This window comes from Streptomyces bluensis (assembly GCF_014650715.1).
In the GTDB taxonomy this organism is placed as follows: Bacteria; Actinomycetota; Actinomycetes; order Streptomycetales; family Streptomycetaceae; genus Streptomyces; species Streptomyces bluensis.
Map to the genome: position 1 here is coordinate 314349 of NZ_BMVM01000004.1, position 25733 is coordinate 340081.

At 68.8% G+C, this 25733-nt stretch carries 24 protein-coding genes; 4 read left to right on the plus strand and 20 right to left on the minus strand.

Annotated elements, in window-relative coordinates; translation table 11 throughout:
* Positions 1-441 precede the first annotated feature (441 nt).
* From IE262_RS14155 to IE262_RS14205, 11 genes are all read right to left on the minus strand, one after another.
* Positions 442-3294, minus strand: a complete 2853-nt coding sequence (locus tag IE262_RS14155; protein WP_134039216.1) for a DEAD/DEAH box helicase — start codon at positions 3292-3294, stop codon at positions 442-444.
* 157 nt (positions 3295-3451) lie between these two features.
* Positions 3452-4408, minus strand: a complete 957-nt coding sequence (gene tatC / locus IE262_RS14160; protein ID WP_189873875.1) for a twin-arginine translocase subunit TatC — start codon at positions 4406-4408, stop codon at positions 3452-3454.
* Positions 4409-4455: 47 nt separating this feature from the next.
* Positions 4456-4740, minus strand: coding sequence for a Sec-independent protein translocase subunit TatA (gene tatA, locus IE262_RS14165; RefSeq protein ID WP_131560809.1), 285 nt, complete (start codon positions 4738-4740; stop codon positions 4456-4458).
* A gap of 260 nt (positions 4741-5000) precedes the next feature.
* A complete protein-coding gene (locus tag IE262_RS14170) occupies positions 5001-5195 on the minus strand; it encodes a hypothetical protein (RefSeq protein ID WP_134039218.1) in 195 nt (64 codons plus the stop codon).
* Between the two features lie 85 nt (positions 5196-5280).
* Entirely contained in the window at positions 5281-5568 is a 288-nt protein-coding gene (locus tag IE262_RS14175; protein WP_134039258.1) for a hypothetical protein, read from the minus strand.
* A 149-nt stretch (positions 5569-5717) separates the two neighbouring features.
* Positions 5718-6722: a helix-turn-helix transcriptional regulator gene (locus IE262_RS14180; RefSeq protein ID WP_134039219.1), complete on the minus strand. Its 1005-nt coding sequence runs from the start codon at positions 6720-6722 to the stop codon at positions 5718-5720.
* A 14-nt stretch (positions 6723-6736) separates the two neighbouring features.
* Positions 6737-7714 (minus strand): helix-turn-helix transcriptional regulator, encoded by a 978-nt coding sequence (locus tag IE262_RS14185; protein WP_134039220.1) that lies wholly within the window; start codon positions 7712-7714, stop codon positions 6737-6739.
* A 266-nt stretch (positions 7715-7980) separates the two neighbouring features.
* Positions 7981-8355, minus strand: a complete 375-nt coding sequence (locus IE262_RS14190; protein ID WP_134039221.1) for an FKBP-type peptidyl-prolyl cis-trans isomerase — start codon at positions 8353-8355, stop codon at positions 7981-7983.
* A 56-nt stretch (positions 8356-8411) separates the two neighbouring features.
* Positions 8412-9377 carry an FKBP-type peptidyl-prolyl cis-trans isomerase gene (locus IE262_RS14195; RefSeq protein ID WP_373305047.1) on the minus strand — a complete coding sequence of 322 codons (966 nt, stop codon included), beginning with the start codon at positions 9375-9377 and terminating at the stop codon, positions 8412-8414.
* Positions 9378-9667: 290 nt separating this feature from the next.
* Entirely contained in the window at positions 9668-11029 is a 1362-nt protein-coding gene (gene pafA / locus IE262_RS14200; protein ID WP_134039223.1) for a Pup--protein ligase, read from the minus strand.
* Between the two features lie 9 nt (positions 11030-11038).
* On the minus strand, positions 11039-12298 hold the full coding sequence (locus tag IE262_RS14205; protein ID WP_189873879.1) for an MFS transporter: 1260 nt from the start codon (positions 12296-12298) through the stop codon (positions 11039-11041).
* 135 nt (positions 12299-12433) lie between these two features.
* Between IE262_RS14205 and IE262_RS14210 the strand changes: the two genes are divergently transcribed.
* Positions 12434-13447 (plus strand): LacI family DNA-binding transcriptional regulator, encoded by a 1014-nt coding sequence (locus tag IE262_RS14210; RefSeq protein ID WP_189873881.1) that lies wholly within the window; start codon positions 12434-12436, stop codon positions 13445-13447.
* 94 nt (positions 13448-13541) lie between these two features.
* Here IE262_RS14210 and prcA read toward each other — a convergent pair whose 3' ends face one another.
* The 6 genes from prcA to arc all read right to left on the minus strand — a co-directional run bounded on the left by prcA (position 13542) and on the right by arc (position 19683).
* Positions 13542-14288 (minus strand): proteasome subunit alpha, encoded by a 747-nt coding sequence (prcA, locus tag IE262_RS14215; RefSeq protein WP_134039226.1) that lies wholly within the window; start codon positions 14286-14288, stop codon positions 13542-13544.
* 60 nt (positions 14289-14348) lie between these two features.
* Positions 14349-15194 (minus strand): proteasome subunit beta, encoded by an 846-nt coding sequence (gene prcB, locus IE262_RS14220; protein ID WP_189873883.1) that lies wholly within the window; start codon positions 15192-15194, stop codon positions 14349-14351.
* The gene (locus tag IE262_RS14225) at positions 15146-15739 is read right to left on the minus strand and encodes an endonuclease VII domain-containing protein (protein ID WP_189873885.1); all 594 of its coding nucleotides are present in this window, start codon (positions 15737-15739) and stop codon (positions 15146-15148) included. Before IE262_RS14225 ends, prcB begins: the two co-directional genes overlap by 49 nt.
* Before the next feature lie 33 nt (positions 15740-15772).
* On the minus strand, positions 15773-15991 hold the full coding sequence (locus IE262_RS14230) for a ubiquitin-like protein Pup (protein ID WP_020128324.1): 219 nt from the start codon (positions 15989-15991) through the stop codon (positions 15773-15775).
* A gap of 181 nt (positions 15992-16172) precedes the next feature.
* Positions 16173-17684 carry a depupylase/deamidase Dop gene (dop, locus tag IE262_RS14235; protein ID WP_351086463.1) on the minus strand — a complete coding sequence of 504 codons (1512 nt, stop codon included), beginning with the start codon at positions 17682-17684 and terminating at the stop codon, positions 16173-16175.
* 232 nt (positions 17685-17916) lie between these two features.
* Positions 17917-19683: a proteasome ATPase gene (gene arc / locus IE262_RS14240; RefSeq protein ID WP_134039229.1), complete on the minus strand. Its 1767-nt coding sequence runs from the start codon at positions 19681-19683 to the stop codon at positions 17917-17919.
* A 256-nt stretch (positions 19684-19939) separates the two neighbouring features.
* Here arc and IE262_RS14245 point away from each other — a divergent pair, with 256 nt between their 5' ends.
* Positions 19940-20245 (plus strand): ferredoxin, encoded by a 306-nt coding sequence (locus IE262_RS14245; RefSeq protein WP_189873887.1) that lies wholly within the window; start codon positions 19940-19942, stop codon positions 20243-20245.
* A gap of 80 nt (positions 20246-20325) precedes the next feature.
* Here the strand turns inward: IE262_RS14245 and IE262_RS14250 are convergent, their stop codons facing one another.
* The 3 genes from IE262_RS14250 to IE262_RS14260 all read right to left on the minus strand — a co-directional run bounded on the left by IE262_RS14250 (position 20326) and on the right by IE262_RS14260 (position 23702).
* On the minus strand, positions 20326-20898 hold the full coding sequence (locus tag IE262_RS14250) for a hypothetical protein (protein ID WP_134039231.1): 573 nt from the start codon (positions 20896-20898) through the stop codon (positions 20326-20328).
* 281 nt (positions 20899-21179) lie between these two features.
* Complete coding sequence (locus IE262_RS14255; protein ID WP_134039232.1) at positions 21180-22082, minus strand: tRNA (adenine-N1)-methyltransferase; 903 nt, start codon at positions 22080-22082, stop codon at positions 21180-21182.
* A gap of 57 nt (positions 22083-22139) precedes the next feature.
* Positions 22140-23702, minus strand: a complete 1563-nt coding sequence (locus IE262_RS14260; RefSeq protein ID WP_189873889.1) for a site-2 protease family protein — start codon at positions 23700-23702, stop codon at positions 22140-22142.
* Between the two features lie 300 nt (positions 23703-24002).
* Here IE262_RS14260 and IE262_RS14265 point away from each other — a divergent pair, with 300 nt between their 5' ends.
* Together IE262_RS14265 and IE262_RS14270 are read left to right on the plus strand one after the other, a co-directional pair.
* Positions 24003-24974, plus strand: coding sequence for a RecB family exonuclease (locus tag IE262_RS14265; RefSeq protein ID WP_229877253.1), 972 nt, complete (start codon positions 24003-24005; stop codon positions 24972-24974).
* Positions 24975-24988: 14 nt separating this feature from the next.
* On the plus strand, positions 24989-25660 hold the full coding sequence (locus tag IE262_RS14270; RefSeq protein WP_134039235.1) for a response regulator: 672 nt from the start codon (positions 24989-24991) through the stop codon (positions 25658-25660).
* Positions 25661-25733: the final 73 nt, after the last annotated feature.

Here is a 25733-nt window from a genome sequence, read left to right on the forward strand (position 1 = left end):
GGCTGGGAGTTAGGGGGTGGTGCTGTGGCGCGGGGGAACGCAAAATGGATCTTCGGAATCTTTGGGAACAAGCGCACGATTACCCCTCAACTTGGTGCGCCGCGGGCGAGCTTAGTCCGACCGGATCATCGCTGTGTCATATTCAGCAAGCACCTGAAACGGGGACGGATACAGGAGTACGCTCGACCCTATTTATACGCTCAGCCAGTAATCGAACACGTCAGGTAATCATGTACGGGCGCCCGGAATCGGCCCCATGGCAGGGCGACGGGAGCATCGGGGCCCAGGGGCGCGGGGAACTACGCAGAGAGACGCGGGCCGTGACGTTGTGCGGCTCCGCCGCGGTGGGAGGCCCCCTGTTCATGGGGCCCCCGCTCAGGCGAAGCCACGAGTGGGGAAAAGCCGGGAACGTGGCCCCGGCCATCCCTGGCAAACCCAGACCTAACCCACGGACGAGTACGCCACAACACCCCGCAACAGCCCGTCAACCGCCTTACGCGCGCTCTTGGCCACCGTCGAGCCCTCCCCCGGAGCCGCCGCCGAGATCTGCCCGAGCACATCGATGACCTGCTTGCACCACCGCACGAAGTCACCGGCCGGCATCTCCGCCTCGCGCAGCACCTCGTCCAGCCCCTTGCCGGAGGCCCACATGTACGCGGCCCAGGCGAAGCCGAGGTCCGGCTCGCGCTGCCCGACACCCTCGGTCTGGGTGATGCGGAACTCCTCCTCCAGCCCGTCGAGGCGCCCCCAGATGCGGACCATCTCGCCGAGCGCCGCCTTGGCCTTGCCGGACGGCAGCTTCGGCGCGAGCGCGTCGTCGCCGACCCGGGCCTCGTACACCAGGGCCGAGACGCACGCGGCGAGTTCGGCGGGCCCGAGCCCCTCCCAGACCCCGGCGCGCAGACACTCGCTGGCGAGCAGGTCGAGTTCGCCGTACAGCCGGGCCAGCCGTTTGCCGTGCTCGGTGACCTCGTCGCCGCGCAGGTAGTCGAGCTCCGTCAGCAGTGCCACGATCCGGTCGAAGGTCCGCGCGATCGTGTTGGTGCGGCCCTCGATGCGGCGCTCCAGCTGGGTCGTGTCGCGCTTGAGACGGTGGTAGCGCTCGGCCCAGCGTGCGTGGTCCTCGCGGTCGTTGCACCCGTGGCAGGGGTGGGCGCGAAGTTCGGCGCGCAGCCGGGCGATCTCACGGTCGTCGGCGGCCATGGACCGCTTCTTGCGGTGCCGGTCGGGGACGAGGTGCCCGGCCTTGGTGCGCAGCGCGGAGGCCAGGTCCCGGCGCGACTGCGGTGAGCGCGGGTTGAAGGACTTGGGGATCCGCATCCGCTCCAGGGCCTCGACGGGCACCGGGAAGTCCATGGACGCCAGCCGCTTGACCTGCCGCTCGGCGGTGAGGACCAGAGGGCGCGGGCCGTCGTGGTACTCGAAGCCGCGATGGCCGTTGGAACGGCCGGCGGGCAGGCCGGGGTCCAGCACCAGCGCGAGGCCCGCGTACTTGCCGGTGGGGACGTGGATGACATCGCCCGGCCTCAGCTTCTCCAGCGCCACGGCCGCCTCGGCGCGCCGCTGGGCCGCGCCCTGCTTGGCCAGCTCGGTCTCACGGTCCTTGAGGTCGCGGCGCAGCCGCGCGTACTCCTCGAAGTCGCCGAGGTGGCAGGTCATGGAGGCCTTGTAGCCCTCCAGGCCCTCCTCGTTGCGCTGCACCTGGCGGGAGATCCCGACGACCGATCTGTCGGCCTGGAACTGGGCGAAGGACGTCTCCAGCAGCTCGCGGGAGCGGTGCCGCCCGAACTGCCCGACGAGGTTCACCGCCATGTTGTACGACGGCTTGAAGCTGGACCGCAGCGGGTACGTGCGCGTGCCGGCGAGCCCCGCCAGGTGATCGGGGTTCATGCCGCGCTGCCAGAGCACGACCGCGTGGCCCTCGACGTCGATGCCACGGCGGCCGGCGCGCCCCGTCAACTGGGTGTACTCGCCGGGTGTGATGTCCGCGTGCTGCTCGCCGTTCCACTTGACGAGCTTCTCCAGCACCACCGACCGCGCCGGCATGTTGATGCCGAGCGCGAGGGTCTCGGTCGCGAACACGGCCTTGACCAGGCCGCGCACGAAGAGCTCCTCGACGACCTCCTTGAACGTCGGCAGCATGCCCGCGTGGTGGGCCGCGATGCCGCGCTCCAGGCCCTCCAGCCATTCGTAGTAGCCGAGGACGTGGAGGTCCTCGGCGGGGATCGTCGCCGTACGCTCCTCGACGAGGGCGCGCACCTTCAGGCGTGCCTCGTCGTCGTTCAGCCTCAGGCCCGCGTACAGGCACTGCTGGACGGCGGCCTCGCAGGCGGCGCGGCTGAAGATGAACGTGATGGCGGGCAACAGGCCCTCGGAGTCCAGCCGTTCGATGACCTCCGGCCGGCTCGGGATCCACACCCGCGACCGCTGTCTGCGCTCGCGCTCACGGTCGGCCTCGCGCATGGCCCGGCCGCGCCTGCGGTCCTGGTACGAGGGCCGGCTGGCCTCCATGCGTGCCATGCGCGTGAGGTCGGGGTTGACGGCCTTCTTGCTGCCCTCGCCCTCCTCGAAGAGGTCGTACATACGGCGCCCGGCCAGCACGTGCTGGAACAGCGGCACGGGCCGGTGCTCGGCGACGATCACCTCGGTGTCGCCGCGCACGGTGTCCAGCCAGTCACCGAACTCCTCCGCGTTCGACACGGTCGCCGACAGTGACACCAGCGTCACGGATTCGGGGAGGTGGATGATCACTTCCTCCCAGACGGCGCCGCGGAAGCGGTCGGAGAGGTAGTGCACCTCGTCCATGACCACATGGCCGAGGCCGAGGAGGGTCTGTGAACCCGCGTACAGCATGTTCCGCAGCACCTCGGTGGTCATGACGACCACCGGTGCCTCGGAGTTGACGCTGTTGTCGCCGGTGAGCAGGCCGACCTTCGCCGTGCCGTAGCGGCGGCACAGGTCGGCGTACTTCTGGTTCGACAGCGCCTTGATGGGCGTCGTGTAGAAGCACTTCTTGCCCTGGCTCAGAGCGAGGTGGACGGCGAACTCGCCGACGATCGTCTTGCCGGAGCCGGTGGGGGCGGCCACCAGCACGCCCTTTCCGGCTTCGAGTGCCTGGCAGGCCTCGATCTGGAAGGGGTCGAGACCGAAGTCGTACATCTCGCGGAAGGAGGCGAGCGCGGTGGCCTGCTCGGCAGCGCGCCTACGGGCTGCCGCATACCGCTCGGCCGGTGAGAGGTCCTCTGTCATCGTGCTTTCGAGACTACCGGCCCCCACTGACAACAGGACGATCATTATCCGGATCGGCCATCCGGGGACACGGGATGCCCGCAGCTCAGGGACCCAGGGCCGATCCGGCACCCCGCATACGGTCCGACGCGGAAGCGGCCGGCAGCGCCGCATGGGCGCCCCGGCCGCTGCCCGCGGTGGGGTGGACGGTGTTCCTGGTGCGTCAGGTCACGTCGTCGTATCCGTTGACCCGGTCCGTACCCGTGCTCTTACCCGTGCCCTCGGGCAGGGCGCGGCTCGCGGACACGGACTCGATCTCGCCGATGTCCTCGGGGGTGAGGTCGAGGTCGGAGGCCTCGTCGTCGGCCGGGCCCATGGCCTCGCGGCGCGACTTTCGGCGGTCGTTGAGGAGCGAGAAGGCGGCGGCGCCGAAGTACAGGACCCAGATCGGTCCGGCGAGCGCCAACATGGTCAACGGGTCCGTGCTGGGCGTGGCCACAGCGGCGAACACCGTGATGCTCATGATCATGCCGCGCCACCAGCCGAGCATGCGCTTGCCGCTGATCACTCCAGTGATGTTGAGCATGACCAAGAGGAGAGGCAACTCGAACGACAAGCCGAAGACGAGCACCATGCGGACGATCAGATCGAGCAGATCGTCGAGCGGCAACTGGTTGTCCAGGTCCGCGGGCGAGAACTCAAGCAGCACCGCCGCCATCTTCGGCAGCGTCTTGTACGCGAAGAAGGCACCGCCGACGAAGAGCGGGAACCCCGCACTGACGAAGGCGATGGCGTACTTCTTCTCGTGTCGGTGCAGGCCCGGGGCGACGAATGCCCACAATTGGTAGAGCCAGATCGGTGACGCGAAGATCACACCGGCCATGAGGGAGACCTTCAGCGCGAGCGTGAAGGGCGTCAGCAGACCGTTGAGCACGATGCGGGCGCAGGTCCCGCTGTCCTTCGCGGCCAGCTCGGCGAAGCTGGATTCGCACCCCACGGCCTGGAGGATCGGGTTCGTGAAGAACTCGATGATGTCCTTATAGAAGAAGGCGGCGACGATCGTGATCGCGACGATGGCCAGCAGCGCCTTCGCGAGCCGGTTGCGGAGCTCACGAAGGTGCTCCACGAGGGGCATCCGCCCATCGGGATCCTTCTCCTGCTTGCGGGCAGACTTCAGCAACCCACGTTCCCATCTCGTGCGGCGGGCCGGATGTCACCGGCCCTGCGTCAGCGCTTGGTCGTGTCCGTCGGCTCGGTGACCGGGCGAGAGCCGGTCACGTCACCGGGCGCGGCCTTGATGGTGCGCTGAGCCGAAGTCTCCTCGTGCGGCGGGGCGGAGGCGGCCGTGCTGTTGTCCTGGCCCTCCGACTTCATCGCCTTGGCCTCGCTCTTGAGGATGCGCGCGGACTTGCCGAGCGAGCGGGCCATGTCCGGAAGCTTCTTCGCGCCGAACAGCAGGATGATGACGACGAGGATGAGAATGATCTCGGGAGCGCCGAGCCTTCCGAACATATGTCTTTACCTTCTCACCGAGGCGGCGGGTGTGGGGTACTGTCCGACCAGTCGGACAAATGTCCGACTGGCCGTGCTGTCAGCGATCGTAACGCTCAAGGGTGAACGTCAGGCAATCCCTGTGCGTACTCCCAATCCGCGACCCGCGCCTCGCTCTCCGGGCCGCGCCCATGAGCGTACCCGCCCGAGCCGAGAAGGTGACAGGGCGAAGTCCCCCAAAGCACCCAACGCCCTTGACTCACGGGGCATGCCGTCCGGACTCACAGTCCGCCCGCAGAACGGGCCGCACTCGCGGACGCCCGCTCCAACTCCTCGGCGGCACGGTTGATACGGCTCGCGGAATCGCTCACCTGCCTGCCGAGGCGCTGCGCCTCCAGAAAGACCCGGACGGCGAGCACACCGAGAACGGCGAGACCCAGAAACCCCACAGCGATCGCGAGCATCGGCCAGAACATGTCGCCGAGCCTAAGCGACACCGGGACGGTCAAGCCACGCGCCCACGCCGCCCCGACACCGCCAGGGCCTGTCCGCACCCCACACCTAGACCGTCGAGTGCAGCCGCAGAGTCCGCACCCCGCCGCCCGTGAGCAACTCGACGATGCGCTCACCGGCGGGCTTGCGCACCGCCACCCCGCACTCGGGGCAGGTGAAGGAATAGAACGTCGTCTTGCTGGTCGCACCGATGGCCAGCCGCAGGGCGCCGGCGCTCAGCTCGAAGCTGGCCCTGCACTCGGGGCAACCGGCTCTGAACACCACGTCGGCCACCCTCTTCATGCCGGCGAACGCGACCGCCACGGACATCTCCCGCACATCCTGCACACCCGACATCGCCGACCCGCTCACAGCCCTTGCTCCCCTTTTGATGGTTCGTTCGCCTCCAGGGCACGCCGCACCGACATGCCCCTACCGGGGCGTGGCCGGTGCCGAGACCGGTGCGCGCACCTCCGGCTCACTCGTGCCTGCCGTACCGCCGGCCCTCATTCAACTCCGCGGGGCCCGTCGTACACGGCCTGCGGCCCGTCGTACGCCGCCAGCGCCTCCCGCGCCGCCTGCCGGGCCCTGTCCGCGAGGTCCTGGGGCGAGACGATCCGGCCGTCACGCCCGAGCCGCAGGGCGAGCCGCCGCAGCGAAGCGGGATCGGGGGTCCGCAGGGTGATACGCAGACCGCCGTCCGGCAGCTCGTCGGCGCTGTCGTGCGGGTAGTACTCGGCGACCCAGCGGCCGCCCGGTCCGACCTCGACGACCACCTCGGGATCCTCCGCCGCGGGCTGGACGAGCGCCTCGGAGAGGTCGCGCAACTCGATCTCGGGCGGCGCGGACGGCTCGTCGAGGATCTTGATCTCGGCGACCCGGTCGAGCCGGAAGGTACGGCGCGCCTCGGAGCGGCGACACCAGGCCTCGACATAGGTGTGACCGACACTGACCAGGCGGATCGGGTCGATCTCGCGCTCGGTGACCTCGTCGCGGGCCGGTGAGTAGTAGCGGATCCACAGACGGCGCCGCTCGGAGATCGCACGGTCCACGTCGGCGAAGACGCCGCCCTCCGACTCGAAGGTCACCGAGAGCCGGGAGCTGGCCCCGGCCGCCTCCCCCGCTGCCGCCTCCACCTTGGCGGTGGCCCGCAGCAGTGCCTGCCGGTCCCCCTCGCGCAATCCGGGCAGGGTGGACACGGCCCGGGCGGCCACGAGCAGGGCGGTGGCCTCGTCGGCCGCCAGCCGGAGCGGCTCGGCGACGTCATCGGGGTTGTGCCACCAGATCCGGTCACCGTCGGTGTCGATGTCGAGCAGGTCTCCGCCACGGAAGCTCGTGCCGCACAGGGGCAGCACATCCAGGTCGGAGATCAGCTCGTCCTCGGTGATCCCGAAGGCGCGGGCGACGTCCTCGACGCGGGCGCCGGGGCGCTCCCTCAGATAGGTGACCAGGGAGAGCATCCGCCGGGTCTGGTCGATGGCGTTCCCCGGCCTGGCCGGTTTTCCCACCACGTTCTTACGCCCCCTCAGCCCTTGGCGACCGCGCGCAGCCGGTCCACCACGTCGGCCCGCAGCTCGGCCGGATCCAGCACCACCACATCGGGCCCGAACTCCACCAGCCAGGCATCCAGACCATGCCCGTACGGAATCTCCAACTCGTCCCAGCCGTCTCCGAGTTCCCGTACCGAGGTGGCTTTCGCCCGCAAGGGGTAACCGGCGCCCGTGCGCAGCCGGATCAGGGCGGAGCGGTCGGCGGTCTCACCGGCCCAGCTCGCGACGGTCTCGCGCACGGTGACGACATCCGGGACCTCGGCGGTGAAGGTGCCGCTCCGGCTGCGCACCCTCCCGGTGATGCGGGAGAGCCGGAAGACCCGCTCGGCACCGCGGCCACGGTCCCAGCCGGCCAGATACCAGTGACCGCGCCAGCACTCCAGCGCCCACGGCTCGACGGTACGGGACTCGGGGTGCGCGGCGGTGGCCTTGCGGTACTCGAAGACGACCGGCCGACGGTCACGGCAGGCGAGCATCAGCGGCTCGAAGGCGGCCTCGTGCACGGGGATACGGGGCTCCAGGGCGCCATGGACCTCGTACGGGTCGACGTCCTCGGGGAGACCGGCAGCGCGCAGCTTCTGCAGAGCGCCGCTGGCCGCGCCCGCGAGACGGGCCTGCTGCCACACCTTGGCGGCGAGGCCGAGGGCGGCGGCCTCCTCGGCGTCGAGGGTGATGGGCGGCAGACGGTTGCTGTCACGGCGCGCCAGATAGCCGACGTCGCCGTCGAGGTTCTCCACCGTCTCGATGACCAGCCCGAGTTCGCGCAGATCGTCCTTGTCGCGCTCGAACATGCGGTTGAAGGAGTCGTCCGATCCGGCCGCGCTCCTGTCCGGCCCGAAGGCCTCGACGTAGGCCTCGATCGACTGGCGCAGTTCCCGCTTGCTGAGCGGCCGCCGCGTCCCGAGCAGACACAACGCCAGATTCATCAGCCGCTCGGCCTTGGCAATGGCCATCGACGCCCTACGTCCTCTCGGTAGGCCCTTCTGATGATGACCGTACCGCCCCGGAGTACCCCGGCAAAAGCCGAGGGCCCATGCCCGCGCAGGCATGGGCCCCCGATGATCGGGACCGGTCGGGTGCCGCTCACACGGCGCACGGCGACGGGCCCGTACGGCGAACCAATCGCGCCGGACGATCACGCTCCGGCGCGCCGTCGCTCACCGGCCGTACCACGCGCACATCCGTCGGCGGCTCGGCCCCGGAGACCGGCTCAACCGGCTCAGACCGCGACCAGGTCGCAGACGAAGATCAGCGTCTCGCCGGGGGCGATGCGGCCGCCACCGGCACCGCGGTCGCCGTAGGCGAGGTGGGCGGGGATCGTCAGCTGACGACGCCCGCCGACCTTCATTCCCTGCACGCCCTGGTCCCAGCCCGCGATGACCTGGCCGGCACCGAGCTGGAACTGCAGCGGCGTGCCGCGGTTCCAGGAGGCGTCGAACTCCTCGCCGGTGGAGAAGGCCACGCCCACGTAGTGGACGGAGACGGTGTCGCCCGCCTTGGCGACCGGCCCGTCACCCTCCCAGATGTCCTTGATCTCAAGGTCCTTCGGGGGCTCGCCGCCCGGGAAGTCGATCTCGGGCTTGTCGATGTTCACTTCATCACTCCTTGTTGCGTGACCTGCGTCGGGAACAGTCTCACAGACCACTCAGGTCACGCGGTGCCGAGGATGTCCACCACGAAGACCAGCGTGTTCTTGGCCAGCTCGCTGCTGGGGTTCGCGCCGTAGCCGAGGGACGGCGGGATCACCAGCAGGACGCGGTCGCCCACGTTCTTGCCGACGAGGCCCTTGTCCCAGCCCTCCACCACGGAGCCGGTGCCGATCTGGAAGGCGGTGGCGCCACCGTGGTCCCAGGAGGAGTCGAACTTCTTCCCGTCCTCCCACTTGACCCCGGTGTACTGGGCGATGAGCGCCTGGCCCGCCGCGACCTTCTTGCCGTCGCCCTTGATCAGCACCTGCTCCTTGAGCTCCTTGGGAGCCTTGGCGCCCTTGGGAATGGTGATGACCGCCGCCTTCTGCGACGGGGCCTTCACCTCCGGCATGCCCGCCTCGGGGGCCGCCTGCTCGCCCTTGACCTCGGCCTTGGCGTCCACGGAGGCGGCACCGACCGGGTCGACCACCCAGACCAGTACGTCGTTCGCGGAGATACCGGAGGAGGGGTTCAGGCTCTTGCCGAGCAGATCGCCCGCGGTGCCCTGCACAAGGATCCGGCTGCCCGGCTTCTTCCCCTTCAGGGCGTCGAGGACCTTGGCGGGCAACTGCTGGCTCGCCTTGCCGAGCTGTTCCACGGACTGCCGCCGGGGCGTCGTGCCGCCGGTCTCCGTAGCCCAGGTGCCGCCGAGTTCCTGGCCGCCCTGCCATTTCTCGACGGTCCAGTCCAGCCGGACGAAGTCAGAGGCCTTGATCGCGCTACCGCTGCCCTCCGAGACCGTCTTGACCACGGTCTTCTTGGACGGCTCGGCGTCCTTGGGCACGGAGATCTCGGGCTTCGCCCCGACCTTCCCCTTGACCTGGGCAACGCCTCCCGCCGCCTCGCCGCTGCTCCCGCCGTCCGATCCGCACGCGGCGGTGAACAACAGGGCGGGAACGGCCAGCAGCACGGCCACGCGTCGATTCATGTTGTAGTTCATCAGTCCCACTGGGCTCGGGGGTGGGGGGCAATGGCCGCCACTCTACGGCGTACACGCTCCCGGGAGAGATCAACGCAAGACACGCCGACGCCCGGCCGGTTTCCGGCCCTGGCACACCAAACGCTGTCAGGGTGAACGACTCCGCCCGGGCGCCCCGGCGTCCGCACAGGGAAATCTCGCCCAGCCGCCACAGAAACGCCCGACACCCGGAGGTACGCATACCTCCCGGCATCGGGCGTCCCGCGCCGGCCATCCCCCCCAGGGCGACCGGCATCGGCTCACATTCCGGCGATCAGCTTCTCCACCCGGTCGTCCACCGAACGGAACGGGTCCTTGCACAACACGGTCCGCTGGGCCTGGTCATTGAGCTTGAGATGCACCCAGTCGACGGTGAAGTCACGACGCTGCTCCTGCGCACGCCGGATGAAGTCACCGCGCAGCCGAGCCCGAGTGGTCTGCGGCGGAACGGACTTGCCCTCGAAGATCTTCAGATCATTGCAGATCCGGGTGGCCTGCCCCTTCTTCTCCAGGAGGTAGTACAGCCCCCGACGGCGGTGGATGTCGTGATAGGCGAGGTCTATCTGGGCGACACGCGGGTGCGACATGGTCATGTTGTGCTTGGCGCGGTACCGCTCGATGAGCTTGTACTTCATCACCCAGTCGATCTCGGTGCCGATCCGGTCGAGGTCCTCCGACTCGATGGCGTCCAGCGCGCGGCCCCACAGCTCCAGGACCTGCTCGACGGTGCCGGTACGGATGCCACGGCGCTCGCAGAAGTCCAGCGCCTTCTCGTAGTACTCGCGCTGCACCTCCAGGGCGGAGGCCTCACGGCCGCTGGCCAGGCGCACCTTGCGGCGGCCGGTGATGTCGTGACTGACCTCACGGATCGCCCGGATGGGGTTCTCCAGAGTGAGGTCACGCATGACCGTGCCCGCCTCGATCATGCGGAGCACCAGGTCGGTGGCGCCGACCTTCAGCAGCATGGTCGTCTCGGACATGTTCGAGTCGCCCACGATCACATGCAGGCGGCGGTAACGCTCGGCGTCCGCATGTGGCTCGTCGCGCGTGTTGATGATCGGCCGGGAACGGGTCGTCGCCGAGGAGACACCCTCCCAGATGTGCTCGGCACGCTGACTGACGCAGTACACAGCGCCGCGCGGAGTCTGCAGCACCTTGCCGGCGCCGCACAACAACTGCCGTGTGACGAGGAACGGAATGAGGATGTCCGCGAGCCGGGAGAACTCCCCGTGCCGGGCCACCAGATAGTTCTCGTGGCAGCCGTAGGAGTTGCCCGCCGAGTCGGTGTTGTTCTTGAAGAGGTAGACGTCGCCCGCGATTCCCTCCTCGTGCAGGCGGCGTTCGGCATCGACCAGGAGTCCTTCGAGAATGCGCTCGCCGGCCTTGTCGTGGGTGACCAGTTCGATCACGTTGTCACATTCGGGTGTCGCGTATTCCGGATGTGAGCCCACGTCGAGATAGAGGCGGGCCCCGTTCCGCAGAAAGACATTGCTGCTGCGGCCCCATGACACGACACGGCGGAAGAGGTACCGCGCCACCTCGTCAGGAGACAGGCGGCGCTGTCCCCTGAACGTGCATGTGACGCCGTACTCGTTCTCCAGCCCGAAAATGCGGCGGTCCATGACTGAACATTACGCCCGATCCCCTGAACTGAAACGGGGTTCGACAGCACGGTTCGGATCATTTTCCGCAGCGACCACAACCACCGCACCCCCACGAGGAACTGCGAAGACCCGCCCGGTCACCAGCAGGACCAGCAGGGCGACACCCCCCGCGGCACCCGGCACCACGAAACCCCACACCGCCCCGCCCGCCTCGACGACCGGCCCCGCGAGCCCCGTACCGACCGACATGCCCACCGTGAACGTCGTCACAAGCCAGGAGAACGCCTCGGTGACCGTACCCCTCGGCGCGTACCGGTCGACAAGGACGAAGGCGCAGGCGATGCACGGGGCGAGAAAGACACCGGCGAGCACCGCGAGCGCCGTCATGGCGACCGGACCGGGCACCAGCATCAGCGGCAGGTAACAGACCGCCAGAAGAGCCACCAGCACCCGCAGTCGGCGCTCCGGAGCTCCGCTCCACTGCCGCGCCCCGTACACCGTGCCGCCGACCAGCGCGCCGAGCCCCAGCCCCGCCATCAGCCAGCCGTACACCGCGTCGCCGCCACGACCGTCCGCATACGAGACGGCGGCGACCGTGATGGAACCCAGCGCGATACCGACGAACAGGAACGCCGACAGCATCACCAGCAACCCCGGTGAACGCAGCGCGCCCAGCCAGTGGGCCTCGCGCGGCGCCGACCGCCACGCGCGCGAGGGCACCGACACGACGACGGAAAGGGCGCCCAGAACACCAATGACGTTCAGCAGGACGAGTGCCGCCCGAGCGGACCACAGCGACACGCTCAGCGTCACGAGCACCGGCCCGGCGGTGAACATGACCTCCTGGGCCACGGCGTCCATCGCGTACGCCCTGTGCACCTGGTCCTCCTTCCGGAGGACAGAGGGCCACAGCGCCCGCAGACCGCCCTCCAGAGGAGGCGTGAAAAACCCCGCGACCGCCACGAACACATACGCCGGCACCAACGGCTCGACGCCCGTGAAAGCGAAAGCGGTCATCCCGAGAGCCGAGACAAGCGCGGCCGGCAGCTGGACACGCGGCTGCCCGTGAAGATCCACCAGACGGCCGAGCACCGGCTGGCCCACGGCGTTGGCGACGCCGTACACAGCCACCAGGGCCCCTGCGAGGCTGTACGAACCGCCCTCCGCCCGCACGAAGAGCATGACGGCCATCGCGCCCGTGATGTTCGGCAGCCGACCCACGAGCGTGCCGGCCAGCAGCCGCGCGGCGTGCCGCGTCCTGAGGATCTCCAGGTATCCGACGGCCATGTCCCCGACCTCCTCCTCGTCCAGCGCCCCGCCCTCTGGCACAAGGCCCCTGAGGCGGCGACGTGTTACGTATAACGTCGCTTGCATACGTACCATGTGCGCTGTCCACGAGTCCAGACGAAGGAGCAGCTCACGGTGGCACGAGGCAGCACCCGCCCAACGAGCCGTGACGTCGCCCGGGCCGCAGGAGTGTCCCAGGCCGCCGTCTCCCTCGTCCTTGGCGACAAATGGCGCGGACGAGTGTCACAGGCCACAGCCGAGCGCGTCCGGGAAGCCGCGCGCGAGCTCGACTACCGGCCGAACCTCGCCGCCCGCAACCTCCGACTGGGCCGCACCCGCACCGTACTGCTGGTGGTCCCCGCCCTCACGACGGAGTTCTTCGGAGGCGTCTACACAGGCGCCGCCCGAGTCGCCGCCCAGCACGGCTTCGGCGTGGTGCTCTACCCGTCCCCCGCAGGCATCGGACCCGCCCGGGACCCCTTCGCCTCGGCGCAGGCAGCCCTCGACGGCGTGATCGCCTCCTCCATGGCCGCCGACGCCCTCACCGACATCCGCGGCGACCAGCTGCCCCTGGTCATGCTCGACAGCGACCCCCAGGGCAGCCTCGGCGCGGCCACGGTCAACCTGGACATCACGGACGGCGTACGCCAGATCACGGACCACCTGCTGGGCCTGGGCCACCGCCGCTTCCTGCACCTGGCAGCCGACATCGCGTCCTGGACGTTCGACGTGCGGGCACGCGAGCTGGCCGCTCGGCTGTCCGAAGTACCGGGCACACTGCTCCGCACGACCCGCGCACCGATCTCCATCGAGGACGCCGTGACGGCCGCCGAAGCAGCCCTCTCAGCTCCGGGCCCCCGCCCGACAGCTCTCGTCTGCGACGACGACAAACTCGCCGCCGGCGCGTACAAGGCCGCCCGCCGCCTCGGGCTGCGCATCCCTGAGGACGTATCCGTCACGGGCCTCGACGACCTGGCCCTGGCCCAGGCCCTCGACCCCGAACTCACCACCGTCCACCTGGACGCGGAGCTCTTCGGAGAACGGGGCATGCAGGCCCTGCTGGCGGTCCTGGAGGGCCGTACGCCGGAGGGTGGGGACATCCCCGTGGAACTGGTGGTACGGGCTTCCACGGCGCCCCCAGGAGGGTGAGCGGGCCCAGTGCGCCTTGCCGGGCGCCAACGCCGCGCGCCCCGGCCTGATCGGCCGGGGCGCACCATCGAGCGGCAGGTACTGGGGCTACCGGCTACTTCTCCTCGTCGGGATCCTCAGCCTCCGCGGCCGTCTCCGCACCATTGACCTCCAGCAGGCGGGACAGCTGACGGCCCACGATGCGCCTGAACTTCCGCTTCTGCGGACGCGTACGGTCCAGGACGGCGACCTCCAGACGCTCGGCCGGAATCTCCCGCTCGCTGCCGTTCGTGTCACGCGACAGAGCCTGAACCGCCAGCTTCAGCGCCTCGGCGAGCGACATGCCGTCCTGGTGCCGCTGGTCGAGATAGCCGCTGATCTGCTCGGCATTACCCCCGACCGCGACCGAGCCGTGCTCGTCCACGATCGAGCCGTCATGCGGAAGACGGTAGATCTGGTCGCCCTCCGGGGTCTCCCCCACCTCGGCGACCACCAGCTCCACCTCGTACGGCTTCTCGGCCGCGGACGAGAAGATCGTCCCCAGCGTCTGCGCGTACACGTTGGCCAGACCCCGGGCCGTCACATCGTCGCGGTCATAGGTGTAACCCCGCAGGTCGGCGTAGCGGACGCCACCGATCCGGAGATTCTCGTACTCGTTGTACTTACCGGCCGCCGCGAAGCCGATCCGGTCATAGATCTCGCTGAACTTGTGCAACGCACGGGACGGGTTCTCGCCGACGAAAACGATGCCGTCGGTGTACTGCAGCACAACCAGGCTGCGACCACGCGCGATGCCCTTGCGGGCGTACTCCGCCCGGTCGGCCATCGCCTGCTGGGGTGAGACATAGAACGGCGTCGACACCGGTTATCCGTCCCTTTCTGTGGAAGTCACTGGATCACCTTGACAAGAAACGGCCGCCGACTACAGCAACGCGGCCCGCGGACCGTCGGGCTGCTCCAGGCGCCGCGCCAGGATCGAGCGGGCGATCTCGGAGGACTCCTCCTCGGTGAGCCGGCGGAAGCCGTCCTCGGTGATCACGGTGACGATCGGATAGATCCGGCGGGCGACATCGGGACCGCCCGTCGCCGAGTCGTCGTCAGCCGCGTCGTACAGGGCCTGAACCACCAACGTCGTGGCGTCGGCCTCGGACAGATCATCACGGAAAAGCTTCTTCATGGCGCCCCGCGCGAAGATCGAACCGGAGCCCGTGGCCGCGAAGCCCTTCTCCTCGGAACGGCCGCCCGTCACGTCGTACGAGAAGATCCGGCCCTTCTCACGGTCGACGTCGTACCCGGCGAACAGCGGGACCACGGCGAGGCCCTGCATGGCCATGCCGAGGTTGGAACGGATCATGGTCGACAGACGGTTGGCCTTGCCCTCCAGGGACAGCTGGGCACCCTCGACCTTCTCGAAGTGCTCCAGCTCCAGCTGGAAGAGCTTGACCATCTCGACCGCCAGACCGGCCGTGCCGGCGATACCGACGGCCGAGTACTCGTCCGCCGGGAACACCTTCTCGATATCACGCTGAGCAATGACGTTACCCATGGTGGCCCGCCGGTCACCGGCCAGCACCACACCACCCGGGAAGGTGACGGCCACGATCGTCGTGCCGTGCGGCGCCTCGATCACGCCCTGCGTGGGCGGCAGCTGCCGGTTGCCCGGGAGCATCTCCGGCTGGTGCTCGGACAGGAAGTCCATGAACGAGGACGAGCCAGGCGTCAGGAAGGCAGCTGGTAGACGCCCGGTGCTACGAGGATTGGCTTCCACGTGGTTCCTTCCAAGTAAGCGGCAACCCGACGGGCAGCGTCGGGATCGTCTCCCCATTTGCCGATGGCCGAATTGCAGTTGAAGCACAGTACGCCACGGACCCTACCCGTCGAATGGCAGTGATCCACATGCGCGGCCGGAGCCTTCAGGCAGATCACGCAGAGCCCCATCTGGGAAGCGATCATCTCGTCCCGCTCGGCTTCGGTCATGCCGTACTGACGCTTCAGGTGCCCCGCACGCCCCTTGCCTGCTCGGCACGTCTTGCAACTCGTTGAGAGACCATCGGAGGCCGTTGCATTGCGGTGCCACTCACTGTGCGGCTTGATCTCCCCGCAGCTCCGGCAGAACTTATGACCCTCGGGTGTCTCCACTCGCGGCCGGACATTTCTTCCCTTCGCCAGCTGTCGCTCCTGGTGGTACGCCGCCCAGCACTCCCGACAGTAGGCCTGCAGCCCGTCACGAGCAGCCTTATTGCTGGCGAAGGCCGCCCGCGGCTTGGACTCCTTGCACCGCGAGCAGCGCCTCTGCCCTTCTTCGCTTGTCAACTCCAGAGCCCCCCGACGCCTTCGATTCGAAGGCTACTCGCCGCCCTTCTGAACGAAACTTCGAACGAAGTCCTCCGCATTCTCCTCGAGGACATCGTCAATCTCGTCCAGCACCGAGTCCACGTCGTCGCTCAGCTTCTCCTGCCGCTCCTTGAGGTCCTCGCTCGCCTGCGCCTCAGGCGCCTGCTCCTCGACCTCCTCGGTAGAGCGCGTGGCCTTCTGCTGTCCGCCGCCGGTGTCCTTGGTCGCCATAACCCTCACCCCGCTCAGTTCGCCCGACATGGTCGGCATTGCTGCCGAGTGGTCTTGATCAGACCCTACAAGCCGGGTCTGACATTGGCCCCGCAGTTGCTACAACGTCCGGGGACCACCTCGATGATTCCCGGACGGCGTCCTTTCCACCCTGCACGGCCGCCTCGGCCGAAGCATCCGCTCAGCCGCCGGACAGGACCCTGACCAGGTCTTCTGCGGTGCGGCAGCGGTCCAGGAGTTCCTTGACGTGATTACGCGTTCCGCGAAGCGGTTCCAGGGTTGGAACGCGCTGGAGGGAGTCCCGGCCGGGCAGGTCGAAGATCACCGAGTCCCAGGAGGCGGCCGCGACGTCGTCGGCGTACTGCTCCAGGCAGCGGCCGCGGAAGTACGCGCGGGTGTCCTCCGGGGGCTTCGTGCGGGCTTGTTCCACGTCCGTCTCGTCGAGCAGCCGTTTGATCTTGCCGCGGGCGGCGAGGCGGTTGTAGAGGCCCTTCTCGGCGCGTACGTCGGCGTACTGGAGGTCGATGAGGTGCAGGCGGGCCGCGTCCCAGTCGAGGCTGTCGCGGCGCCGGTAGCCTTCCATGAGTTCGCGCTTGGCGACCCAGTCGAGCTCGCCGGAGAGGCTCATGGGGTCGTGCTCCAGCCGGTTGAGGGTGTCCTCCCAGCGGGTCAGGACGTCCTTGGTCTGTTCGTCGGCGTCGGCTCCGAAGCGTTCCTCGACGTACTTGCGGGACAGCTCGTAGTACTCCATCTGGAGTTGTACGGCGGTCAGGGTGCGACCGCTGCGGAGGGTGATGAGGCGTTTGAGTGAGGGGTCGTGCGAGACCTGGTGGAGGGTGCGTACGGGCTGGTCGACGGCGAGGTCGACCGCGATGAAGCCGTCCTCGATCATGGACAGCACGAGGGCCGTGGTGCCCAGCTTGAGGTAGGTGGAGATCTCCGAGAGGTTGGCGTCGCCGATGATCACGTGGAGGCGACGGTACTTTTCGGCGTCCGCGTGCGGTTCGTCCCGGGTGTTGATGATGGGGCGCTTGAGGGTGGTCTCCAGGCCCACCTCTACCTCGAAGTAGTCCGCTCGCTGGCTGAGCTGGAAGCCGTGTTCGTGTCCGTCCTGGCCGATGCCGACGCGGCCGGCTCCGGCGATGACCTGGCGGGAGACGAAGAACGGCGTGAGGTGGCGCACGATGTCCGAGAAGGGGGTCTCCCGCTTCATCAGGTAGTTCTCGTGCGTGCCGTAGGAGGCGCCCTTGTTGTCGGTGTTGTTCTTGTAGAGGTGGATCGGCTGGGCGCCGGGGAGCTGGGCCGCGCGTTCGGCGGCTTCTGCCATGATCCGTTCGCCGGCCTTGTCCCACAGGACGGCGTCGCGTGGGTTGGTGACCTCGGGGGCGCTGTACTCCGGGTGGGCGTGGTCGACGTACAGTCGTGCGCCGTTGGTGAGGATCACGTTGGCCAGGCCGATGTCCTCATCGGTGAGCTGGCTGGCGTCGGCGGCCTCGCGGGCGAGGTCGAATCCTCGCGCGTCCCGTAGCGGGTTCTCCTCCTCGAAGTCCCAGCGGGCCCGGCGGGCCCGGTGCATCGCCGCGGCGTAGGCGTTGACGATCTGGGATGAGGTGAGCATGGCATTGGCGTTGGGGTGGCCGGGGACGGAGATGCCGTACTCCGTCTCGATGCCCATTACTCGCCGTACGGTCATGCGGCCCTCCTTGCCGGGCGGCGCCCTCGGTCGGGGGCGGCGCTCAAGTACCGCTGGCGCTCCGGTGCTGCGGTGCCCGTCCCCGCACTGCGCGATCCGGCGGTACGAAAGAGCCTAGAACGCCTCTGCGCTGGTGGGGAGATCATTTGCGTCATTGCCTTGCTCCAGCCGTGCCCTGAAAACAGTCGGCTGCGGGTACCCCCCAGAAGGGCACCCGCAGCCGCCCTGGCTATTACAGGTACTGTCCGGTGTTCGCCACCGTGTCGATGGAGCGTCCGGTGTCCGCACCCTGCTTTCCGGTGATCAGGGTACGGATGTAGACGATCCGTTCGCCCTTCTTTCCGGAGATCCGAGCCCAGTCGTCCGGGTTGGTCGTGTTGGGCAGGTCTTCATTCTCCTTGAATTCGTCCACGCATGCCTGGAGGAGGTGGGAGACCCTGAGGCCTTTCTGGTTCTTCTCAAGGAAGTCCTTGATGGCCATCTTCTTGGCGCGGCCGACGATGTTCTCGATCATGGCGCCGGAGTTGAAGTCCTTGAAGTAGAGGACTTCCTTGTCGCCGTTGGCGTAGGTGACCTCCAGGAAGCGGTTTTCCTCCGATTCGGCGTACATCTGTTCCACGGCGGTCTGGATCATGCTCTGGACCGTGGTTGCCTTGTCGCCGCCGTGCTCGCCGAGGTCGTCGGCGTGCAGCGGGAGGCGTTCGGTGAGGTACTTCCCGAAGATGTCCTTGGCCGCTTCGGCGTCCGGACGCTCGATCTTGATCTTCACGTCGAGGCGGCCGGGGCGCAGGATGGCGGGGTCGATCATGTCCTCGCGGTTGGAGGCGCCGATCACGACCACGTTCTGCAGGCCTTCCACGCCGTCGATCTCGGCGAGCAGCTGGGGGACGATCGTGTTCTCGACGTCCGAGCTGACACCGGAGCCGCGGGTGCGGAAGAGGGATTCCATCTCGTCGAAGAAGACGATGACGGGGGTGCCCTCGCTGGCCTTCTCCCGTGCGCGCTGGAAGACGAGGCGGATCTGCCGCTCGGTCTCGCCGACGTACTTGTTCAGGAGCTCGGGGCCCTTGATGTTGAGGAAGAAGCTCTTGCCGGCGGCCTGGCCGGTCACCTCGGCGACCTTCTTGGCGAGTGAGTTGGCCACGGCCTTGGCGATCAGTGTTTTGCCGCATCCGGGGGGTCCGTACAGCAGGACGCCCTTGGGGGGCCGCAGCTCGTGTTCCTTGAAGAGGTCGGGGTAGAGGTAGGGGAGCTCGACGGCGTCGCGGATCATTTCGATCTGGTTGCCCAGGCCGCCGATCTGCTCGTAGCCGATGTCGGGCACCTCTTCGAGGACGAGTTCTTCGACCTCGCTCTTGGGTACGACCTCGTAGACGTAGCCGGACCTGGGTTCGAGCAGGAGGGCGTCGCCGGGGCGGATGGTGACGTCCAGCAGCGGCTCGGCGAGCCGTACCACCCGTTCCTCGTCGGTGTGCCCGAGCACCAGGGCGCGCTCGCCGTCCTCAAGGATCTCCTTGAGGGTGACGATGTCCCCGACCCTCTCGAACTCCATGGCCTCGACCACGTTGAGTGCTTCGTTGAGCATTACTTCCTGGCCGCGCCGGAGCTCGTCGAGCTCGACGCTTGGGCTGACATTCACCCGGAGTTTGCGGCCTCCGGTGAAGATGTCGGCGGTGCCGTCCTCGTTCGCCGTGAGGAAGACTCCGAAGCCGGCCGGTGGCTGTGCGAGTCGGTCGACCTCTTCTTTGAGGGCCACGATCTGGTCGCGGGCCTCACGGAGCGTGTTCGCGAGTCGCTCGTTCTGGGCGGACACGCCGGCCAGGTTGGTCTGCAGCTCGACGATCCGCTCTTCGAGAATCCTCGTGTGTCGCGGAGAGTCGGCGAGCTTGCGTCGCAGGACGGCGATCTCCTGCTCAAGGTAGGCGATCTGCCCGGCAGGGTCGTCGGACCCTCGTCCCGGGCGGATGCCGCGGTTCATGTCGTCGTCGTGGGCTGCCACGGTCCTCACCTCCTCCAAGGGGAGCTGGACGCTTCCAGACCCTACCTGGGTGGGTGTCGATTGAAACCCCTAGATCACAAAGACTGTCAAGGTGTGTCCGATCTTCACCCTTGCGCTCTCCCTCACGCCAGGGGAATACCCACCGAACATGATTGGGAAGCGGGCGGAGGTAGGGTCGAAGAGTTCAACACCCGTCAGAGCTGGGCCGACTTGTCTTTGGTACCGGATCGGCGGGCACAGGAAATCGGTAGGAGAGATGAGCGTGCAGCAGGAGGCCGGAGCAGGCGGCGAGGCGCTGGAAGTCTGGATCGACCAGGCTCTGTGCACCGGCGACGGTATCTGTGCCCAGTATGCCCCGGAGGTCTTCGAGCTCGACATTGACGGCCTGGCTTATGTGAAGGGCTCGGACGACGAGTTGCTGCAGGCCCCGGGCGCGACAACACCCGTGCCGCTGACGCTTCTCACGGACGTCGTGGACTCGGCGAAGGAGTGTCCCGGCGAGTGCATCCACGTGCGTCGAGTTTCGGACAGGGTCGAGGTGTACGGCCCGGACGCTGAGTGAGCAGACAGGCGCCCAGTGTGACTCTTGTCTGTTTTGTCACAGCGGGGCGGCTGCCGCGGTAGCGCTCGGGGAGGCGTTCGTCACAAGCTGCGCGCCTCGGAGAGCTGGGAGCGTACGAACGCGCCGTTCTTCCACTGCCACTTGGCGCGGTCCGTCAGGTCGGGGCAGCAACTCGGTACGTCGATCGAGGAGTAGCCGAGCAGTGTGGCTGTCACCGCGTTGTCACGGACGGCGAAGTCCTGGACGGTGAGGCGGTCCTTCGGGTTGATCAGGGTGGCGACCACGCGGGGCTGGGTGGCGGTGCCCTGGGTGAGGACGTAGACGCCGTCGGGTGGGGTTCCGGAGCCGGCGTCGCAGCGGACCACGGCGACGGTTTCCGGGATGCCGTCGCCGTCGAGGTCTCCGGAGGCTTTTTTCCGCACCACGGCCTTGGTGGGTCCGCACTCGATGGGGAAGTCCACGCCGGTGGTGTCCGGGGCCTTCGCGGTGGTGGGGGCGGGCTGTGTTCGGGTGCCGGCCTGGACCGCGGTCGCCGGATCGGGTTGCAGCAGTGAGGACAGGGCGACGACGGCGGACAGGGCGGTGGCCGTGGCGACCCAGTGGATGGGGCGGGTGTGCGTGTGTGCGAGTTCCGGGACGGCGGGTTGCTGCACGAGAGATGTGTCTCCTGTGAGGGCTGTGCCGGTGGTGGTGGGGGTGGGGGTGGACCGCATGGTGCCACACGTCACAGTGCGGGGGAACGGCGGGGTGCCGTCTTCTGGTGGGCGTTCGCGGAGTTGGGGTTCCGGGAGTGCCACAGCGCCGTGGTCGTGTCGGCTTGTCGACAGGGACGGGCGCCGGCTCTTGTCAACAGAAGAGCGCCGTGGCCGAGTTCCCGGTCGGTTCCGGGAACTCGGCCACGGCGCTTGTGCGTTGGACGCGGCACCGGGCCGCCTCAGTGGCCGGTGCCTCCGTCGGCGTTCGGTCCGGCGTAGTCCTCGCCGTAGGCGCCCTTGGCGGGGCGGCGGCGGCGCATGGGCGGTTCGACGCCGTCCGCGAGGCGGCGGGCGGTGAGCAGGAAGCCGGTGTGGCCGATCATCCGGTGGTCGGGGCGGACGGCGAGGCCTTCGATGTGCCAGTTGCGGATCATCGTTTCCCAGGCGGTCGGCTCGTTGAAGCAGCCGATCTCGCGGATGGACTCGACGGTCCGGGCGAGCTGGGTGGTGGTCGCCACGTAGCAGCACAGGATGCCGCCGGGGACGAGGGCCTTGGAGACGGCTTCCAGGCATTCCCAAGGGGCGAGCATGTCGAGGATGACGCGGTCGACGTCGGTGTCGCTCAGGTTGTCCTGGAGGTCGCCGACGGTGAGCTGCCAGGCGGGGTGCGGGCCGCCGAAGTAGCGCTCGACGTTCGCCTGCGCGATCTCGGCGAAGTCCGCGCGGCGCTCGTACGAGTGCAGCATGCCCTGGTCGCCGATGGCCCGCAGCAGGAAGCTGCTGAGTGAGCCGGAGCCGACGCCGGCCTCCACGACGCGGGCGCCGGGGAAGATGTCGGCGAAGGCGAGGATCTGCCCCGCGTCCTTGGGGTAGACCACGGCGGCGCCGCGGGGCATGGACAGGACGTAGTCGGGGAGCAGGGGGCGCAGCGCCAGGTAGGCGACGTTCCCCGTGGTGCGGACGACGCTACCTTCGGGCGCTCCGATCAACTCGTCGTGCGGGAAGGAACCCTTGTGGGTGTGGAAGTTCTTCCCCGCTTCGAGCGTGAACGTGTAGTGGCGTCCCTTGGGGTCGGTCAGCTGTACCTGGTCCCCGACCTTGAAGGGCCCGCGACGGCGGGCGGCACCGGTCGGTTCGGACATGTGACCAGCCTACCGGTCCTGGAGGGGGCCGTAGACCACGGAGTGTGTGCTCCGTGGTCAGCTGGGGCGTGCCATGGCCTTGACGAAGGCGCGCTCGACGTCGGCCGCCGAGAGGACGCCGTAGATCTCGCCTGATTCCTCCACGACCAGGTATTCGGTGGCAGGGGCGGCGCGCAGGGCGTCGAGGAGGTCTTCGCCGGCGAGTTCCGCGGAGACGCGCATGCCGTCGGTGAGTTCCTGGGCGAGGCCGCTGACGGCGACCCAGGGGCGGCGGTGCTCGGGTACGCCGACGATGGCGGCCTCGCGGACCAGTGACAGGGGCTCGCCGTCGGCGTCGACGACGACGAGGGCGCGGGCGCCGGCGTCGTTGGCGCGGCGCAGCGCTTCGGAGAGCGGGGTGTCGGTCTGTACGGGGACGGCGCGGCGGGTGAGGTTGCGGGCGCGCAGCTCGGGCAGGTGTTCGCGCAGGCGGGCCATGCGGAGGCTGTTGCCGGCGCCGGTCCAGATGATGGCGGCGAGGATCGCGGCGAGCAGGGCGTCGGTGACGGTGTCCATGCCGCCGAGGTCTTCGGCGCCCGTGCCGAGCGCGCCGGACTGGGTGAGCAGGGGAAGCCCGATCAGTACGGCGACGGCGAGGGCGCGGCCGATCCAGGCGGCGGCGATGGTGCCGCTCATCGGTTTGCCGGTGATCTTCCAGACGACGGCGCGGAGCATGCGGCCGCCGTCGAGGGGCAGTCCGGGCAGCAGGTTGAACGCGGCCACGATCAGGTTGGAGATCATCAGTCCGGCCAGCAGCACGCCGGGGACGGTGCCGGGCTCGACGGTCTGGAGGGCGACGTAGAAGACACCGGCGAGGACCAGCGAGAGCAGCGGTCCGACGAAGGCCAGTACGAACTCGCGGCCCGGGGTCTCGGACTCCTTCTCGATTTCCGAGACTCCGCCGAAGAACTGCAGCTGGATGCGGCGCACCGGCAGTTTGAAGCGCAGTGCGGCGATGGTGTGGGCGAGTTCGTGGACGAGTACGGAGGCGTAGAAGGCCACCGCGAAGAACAGTGACACGAGGTATCGGGCGTTGCCGAGTTCGGGCAGGACTCGGTCGAGTTGGCCGCCGAAGACCCAGGTGATCAGTGCGGCGACGAGGAACCAGCTGGGTGCGACGTACACGGGCACGCCGAACGGGCGTCCCATGAGGATTCCGCCGCCGGGCTCCTTGGGCCGCTGGGGCGGTTTGCGGTCTCCGGTGGGGGCGGTGGGGATGCGGCCGCCGGTGTCGTCGTCGGCGCGGGGCGCGGCCGCGGGCGGGGTGTCTGCCTGGGGCTCGGGGCGCGCGGGGTTTCCGTGCTGGGCCGAGGGGTCGGGGTGTTGCCGGGTCGGCTCTGTGGGTGTGGCGGTTCTGTGATCGGCCGGAGGCTCGGTGGGTGCCGGCGGCTGGTGGCCGGGTGAGGGGTGGGTGCGCGCCGGGGTGGCGCTGTCGGCCGGGGCGTCGGGCGCCGGCCGGTTCTCACTGGGCTTGGGTTCGGGGCGTGCGGTGTCGTCGGCCGGGGTCGACTGCCCTGCGGGGCGCTCGGTCGACTCGTCACTGCCGGACCGCGGCTGCCCGCTCCCGCCGCTCTCGTCCACGATGTCCCCTCGTTCGATGCGTCTTCCGCGCCCGGTTACGTGCGGGGCGGAAGGGTCTGTGGTCGATGCTATGTGGTCGTCGCCGCTCGTTCTGCCCCGGCACCCCCTCTGTTACCCGTGCCGTCGTGCGGGCTGTTTCCCGGTGGTCGTGGGAGACGTTCGCGCGTGCGGTGGCGGGGGGTGTTCCGTAGGGTCGCGTGCCTTCCGATGTGCGCCCCTGAGCGCATGTCTCGCTCGCTCCGGCGAGATCGCGGTCCCGCGGGTCGTCACTGTCAGTGGTGGCCCGTATGGTCTGTGGGCATGGAAACCAGTACCGACGGCACCAGTACCGACGGCACCAGTAGCGGCGGCGCCAGGGCGGAGGGCTCCGGTGACGGGGGCTCGGGCGCGGGGCTCCCGTCAGGGGCGCGGGCCGGGGCCGGCGTGGCTCCGGCGTCGCTCTCGCCCTCGCGCGCCAGCGACTTCATGCAGTGCCCGCTGCTCTACCGCTTCCGGGTGATCGACAGACTCCCGGAGAAGCCGAGCGAGGCGGCCACGCGCGGCACGCTGGTGCACGCGGTGCTGGAGCGGCTCTTCGACGCTCCGGCGACGGAGCGCACGGCGCCGCGGGCGAGGGCGTTGATCCCCGGCCAGTGGGACCGGCTGCGCGAGTCGAAGCCGGAGGTCGTGGAGTTGTTCGCGGACGACCCCGGGGGTGAGCGGCTGGCCCGTTGGCTCGGGGAGGCGGAGCAGCTGCTGGAGCGCTGGTTCACTCTGGAGGATCCGACCCGGTTGGAGCCCGCGGAGCGCGAGTTGTTCGTCGAGGCGGAGCTGGACTCGGGGCTCAGGCTGCGCGGGATCATCGACCGTGTCGATGTCGCGCCGACCGGTGAGGTGCGGATCGTCGACTACAAGACGGGCAAGGCCCCGAGACCGGAGTACGCCGAGGGCGCGTTGTTCCAGATGAAGTTCTACGCCCTGGTGGTGTGGCGTCTGAAGAGGGTCGTGCCGCGCCGGCTCCAGCTGGTCTACCTGGGCAGTGGGGATGTGGTGACGTACGATCCGGTGTTCGCCGATCTGGAGCGCGTCGAGCGCAAGCTGCTCGCCTTGTGGGAGGCGATCAGCGCGGCCACCGAGACGGGCGACTGGCGGCCCCGGCCCAGCAAGCTCTGTGGCTGGTGCGACCACCAGGCGTTCTGTCCGGAATTCGGCGGCACTCCCCCGCCGTACCCGCTGCCGCTGAGGTCGCCCGCGTCGGGCCGAGACCCGCAGGGCAGAATGGGGCCGGACTAGCGAAGGAGACTTACGTGGCCATCCGCGTCCTACTGGTCGACGACCAGCCGCTGCTGCGTACCGGCTTCCGGATGATCCTGGAGGCGGAGCAGGAACTCGCGGTCGTGGGGGAGGCCGGAGACGGTCTTCAGGCGCTCGACCAGGTACGTGCCCTGCAGCCCGATGTGGTGCTGATGGATATCCGCATGCCGCGGATGGACGGGGTGGAGGCGACCCGGCAGATCACCGGGCCCGGCCGGGACGGTCCGGCGAAGGTGCTGGTGCTGACCACGTTCGATCTCGACGAGTATGTCGTGGAGGCGTTGCGGGCCGGGGCCAGCGGTTTCCTGCTCAAGGACGCGCCGGCCAACGAGTTGGTGCAGGCGATCCGTGTGGTGGCCGCCGGTGAGGCGATGCTCGCGCCCAGCATCACGCGTCGGCTCCTCGACAAGTACGCGACGCATCTGCCCTCCGGTGACGAGCCGGTGCCGGACACGCTGCACACGCTGACCGACCGTGAGGTGGAGGTGCTGAAGCTGGTGGCGCGCGGGTTGTCCAACGCGGAGATCGCGGCCGATCTGTTCGTCAGCGAAACCACGGTCAAGACGCATGTGGGGCATGTCCTGACGAAGCTGGGCCTGCGCGACCGTGTGCAGGCCGCGGTGTACGCGTACGAGAGCGGGCTGGTGCGTCCCGGCGCGCAGTAGCGGGCGTGCCGGCACGGGCCGGGTGTACGGCGTCGAGGGCGCCCCTTCGTCACAGGGGGCGCCCTCGGTGTTC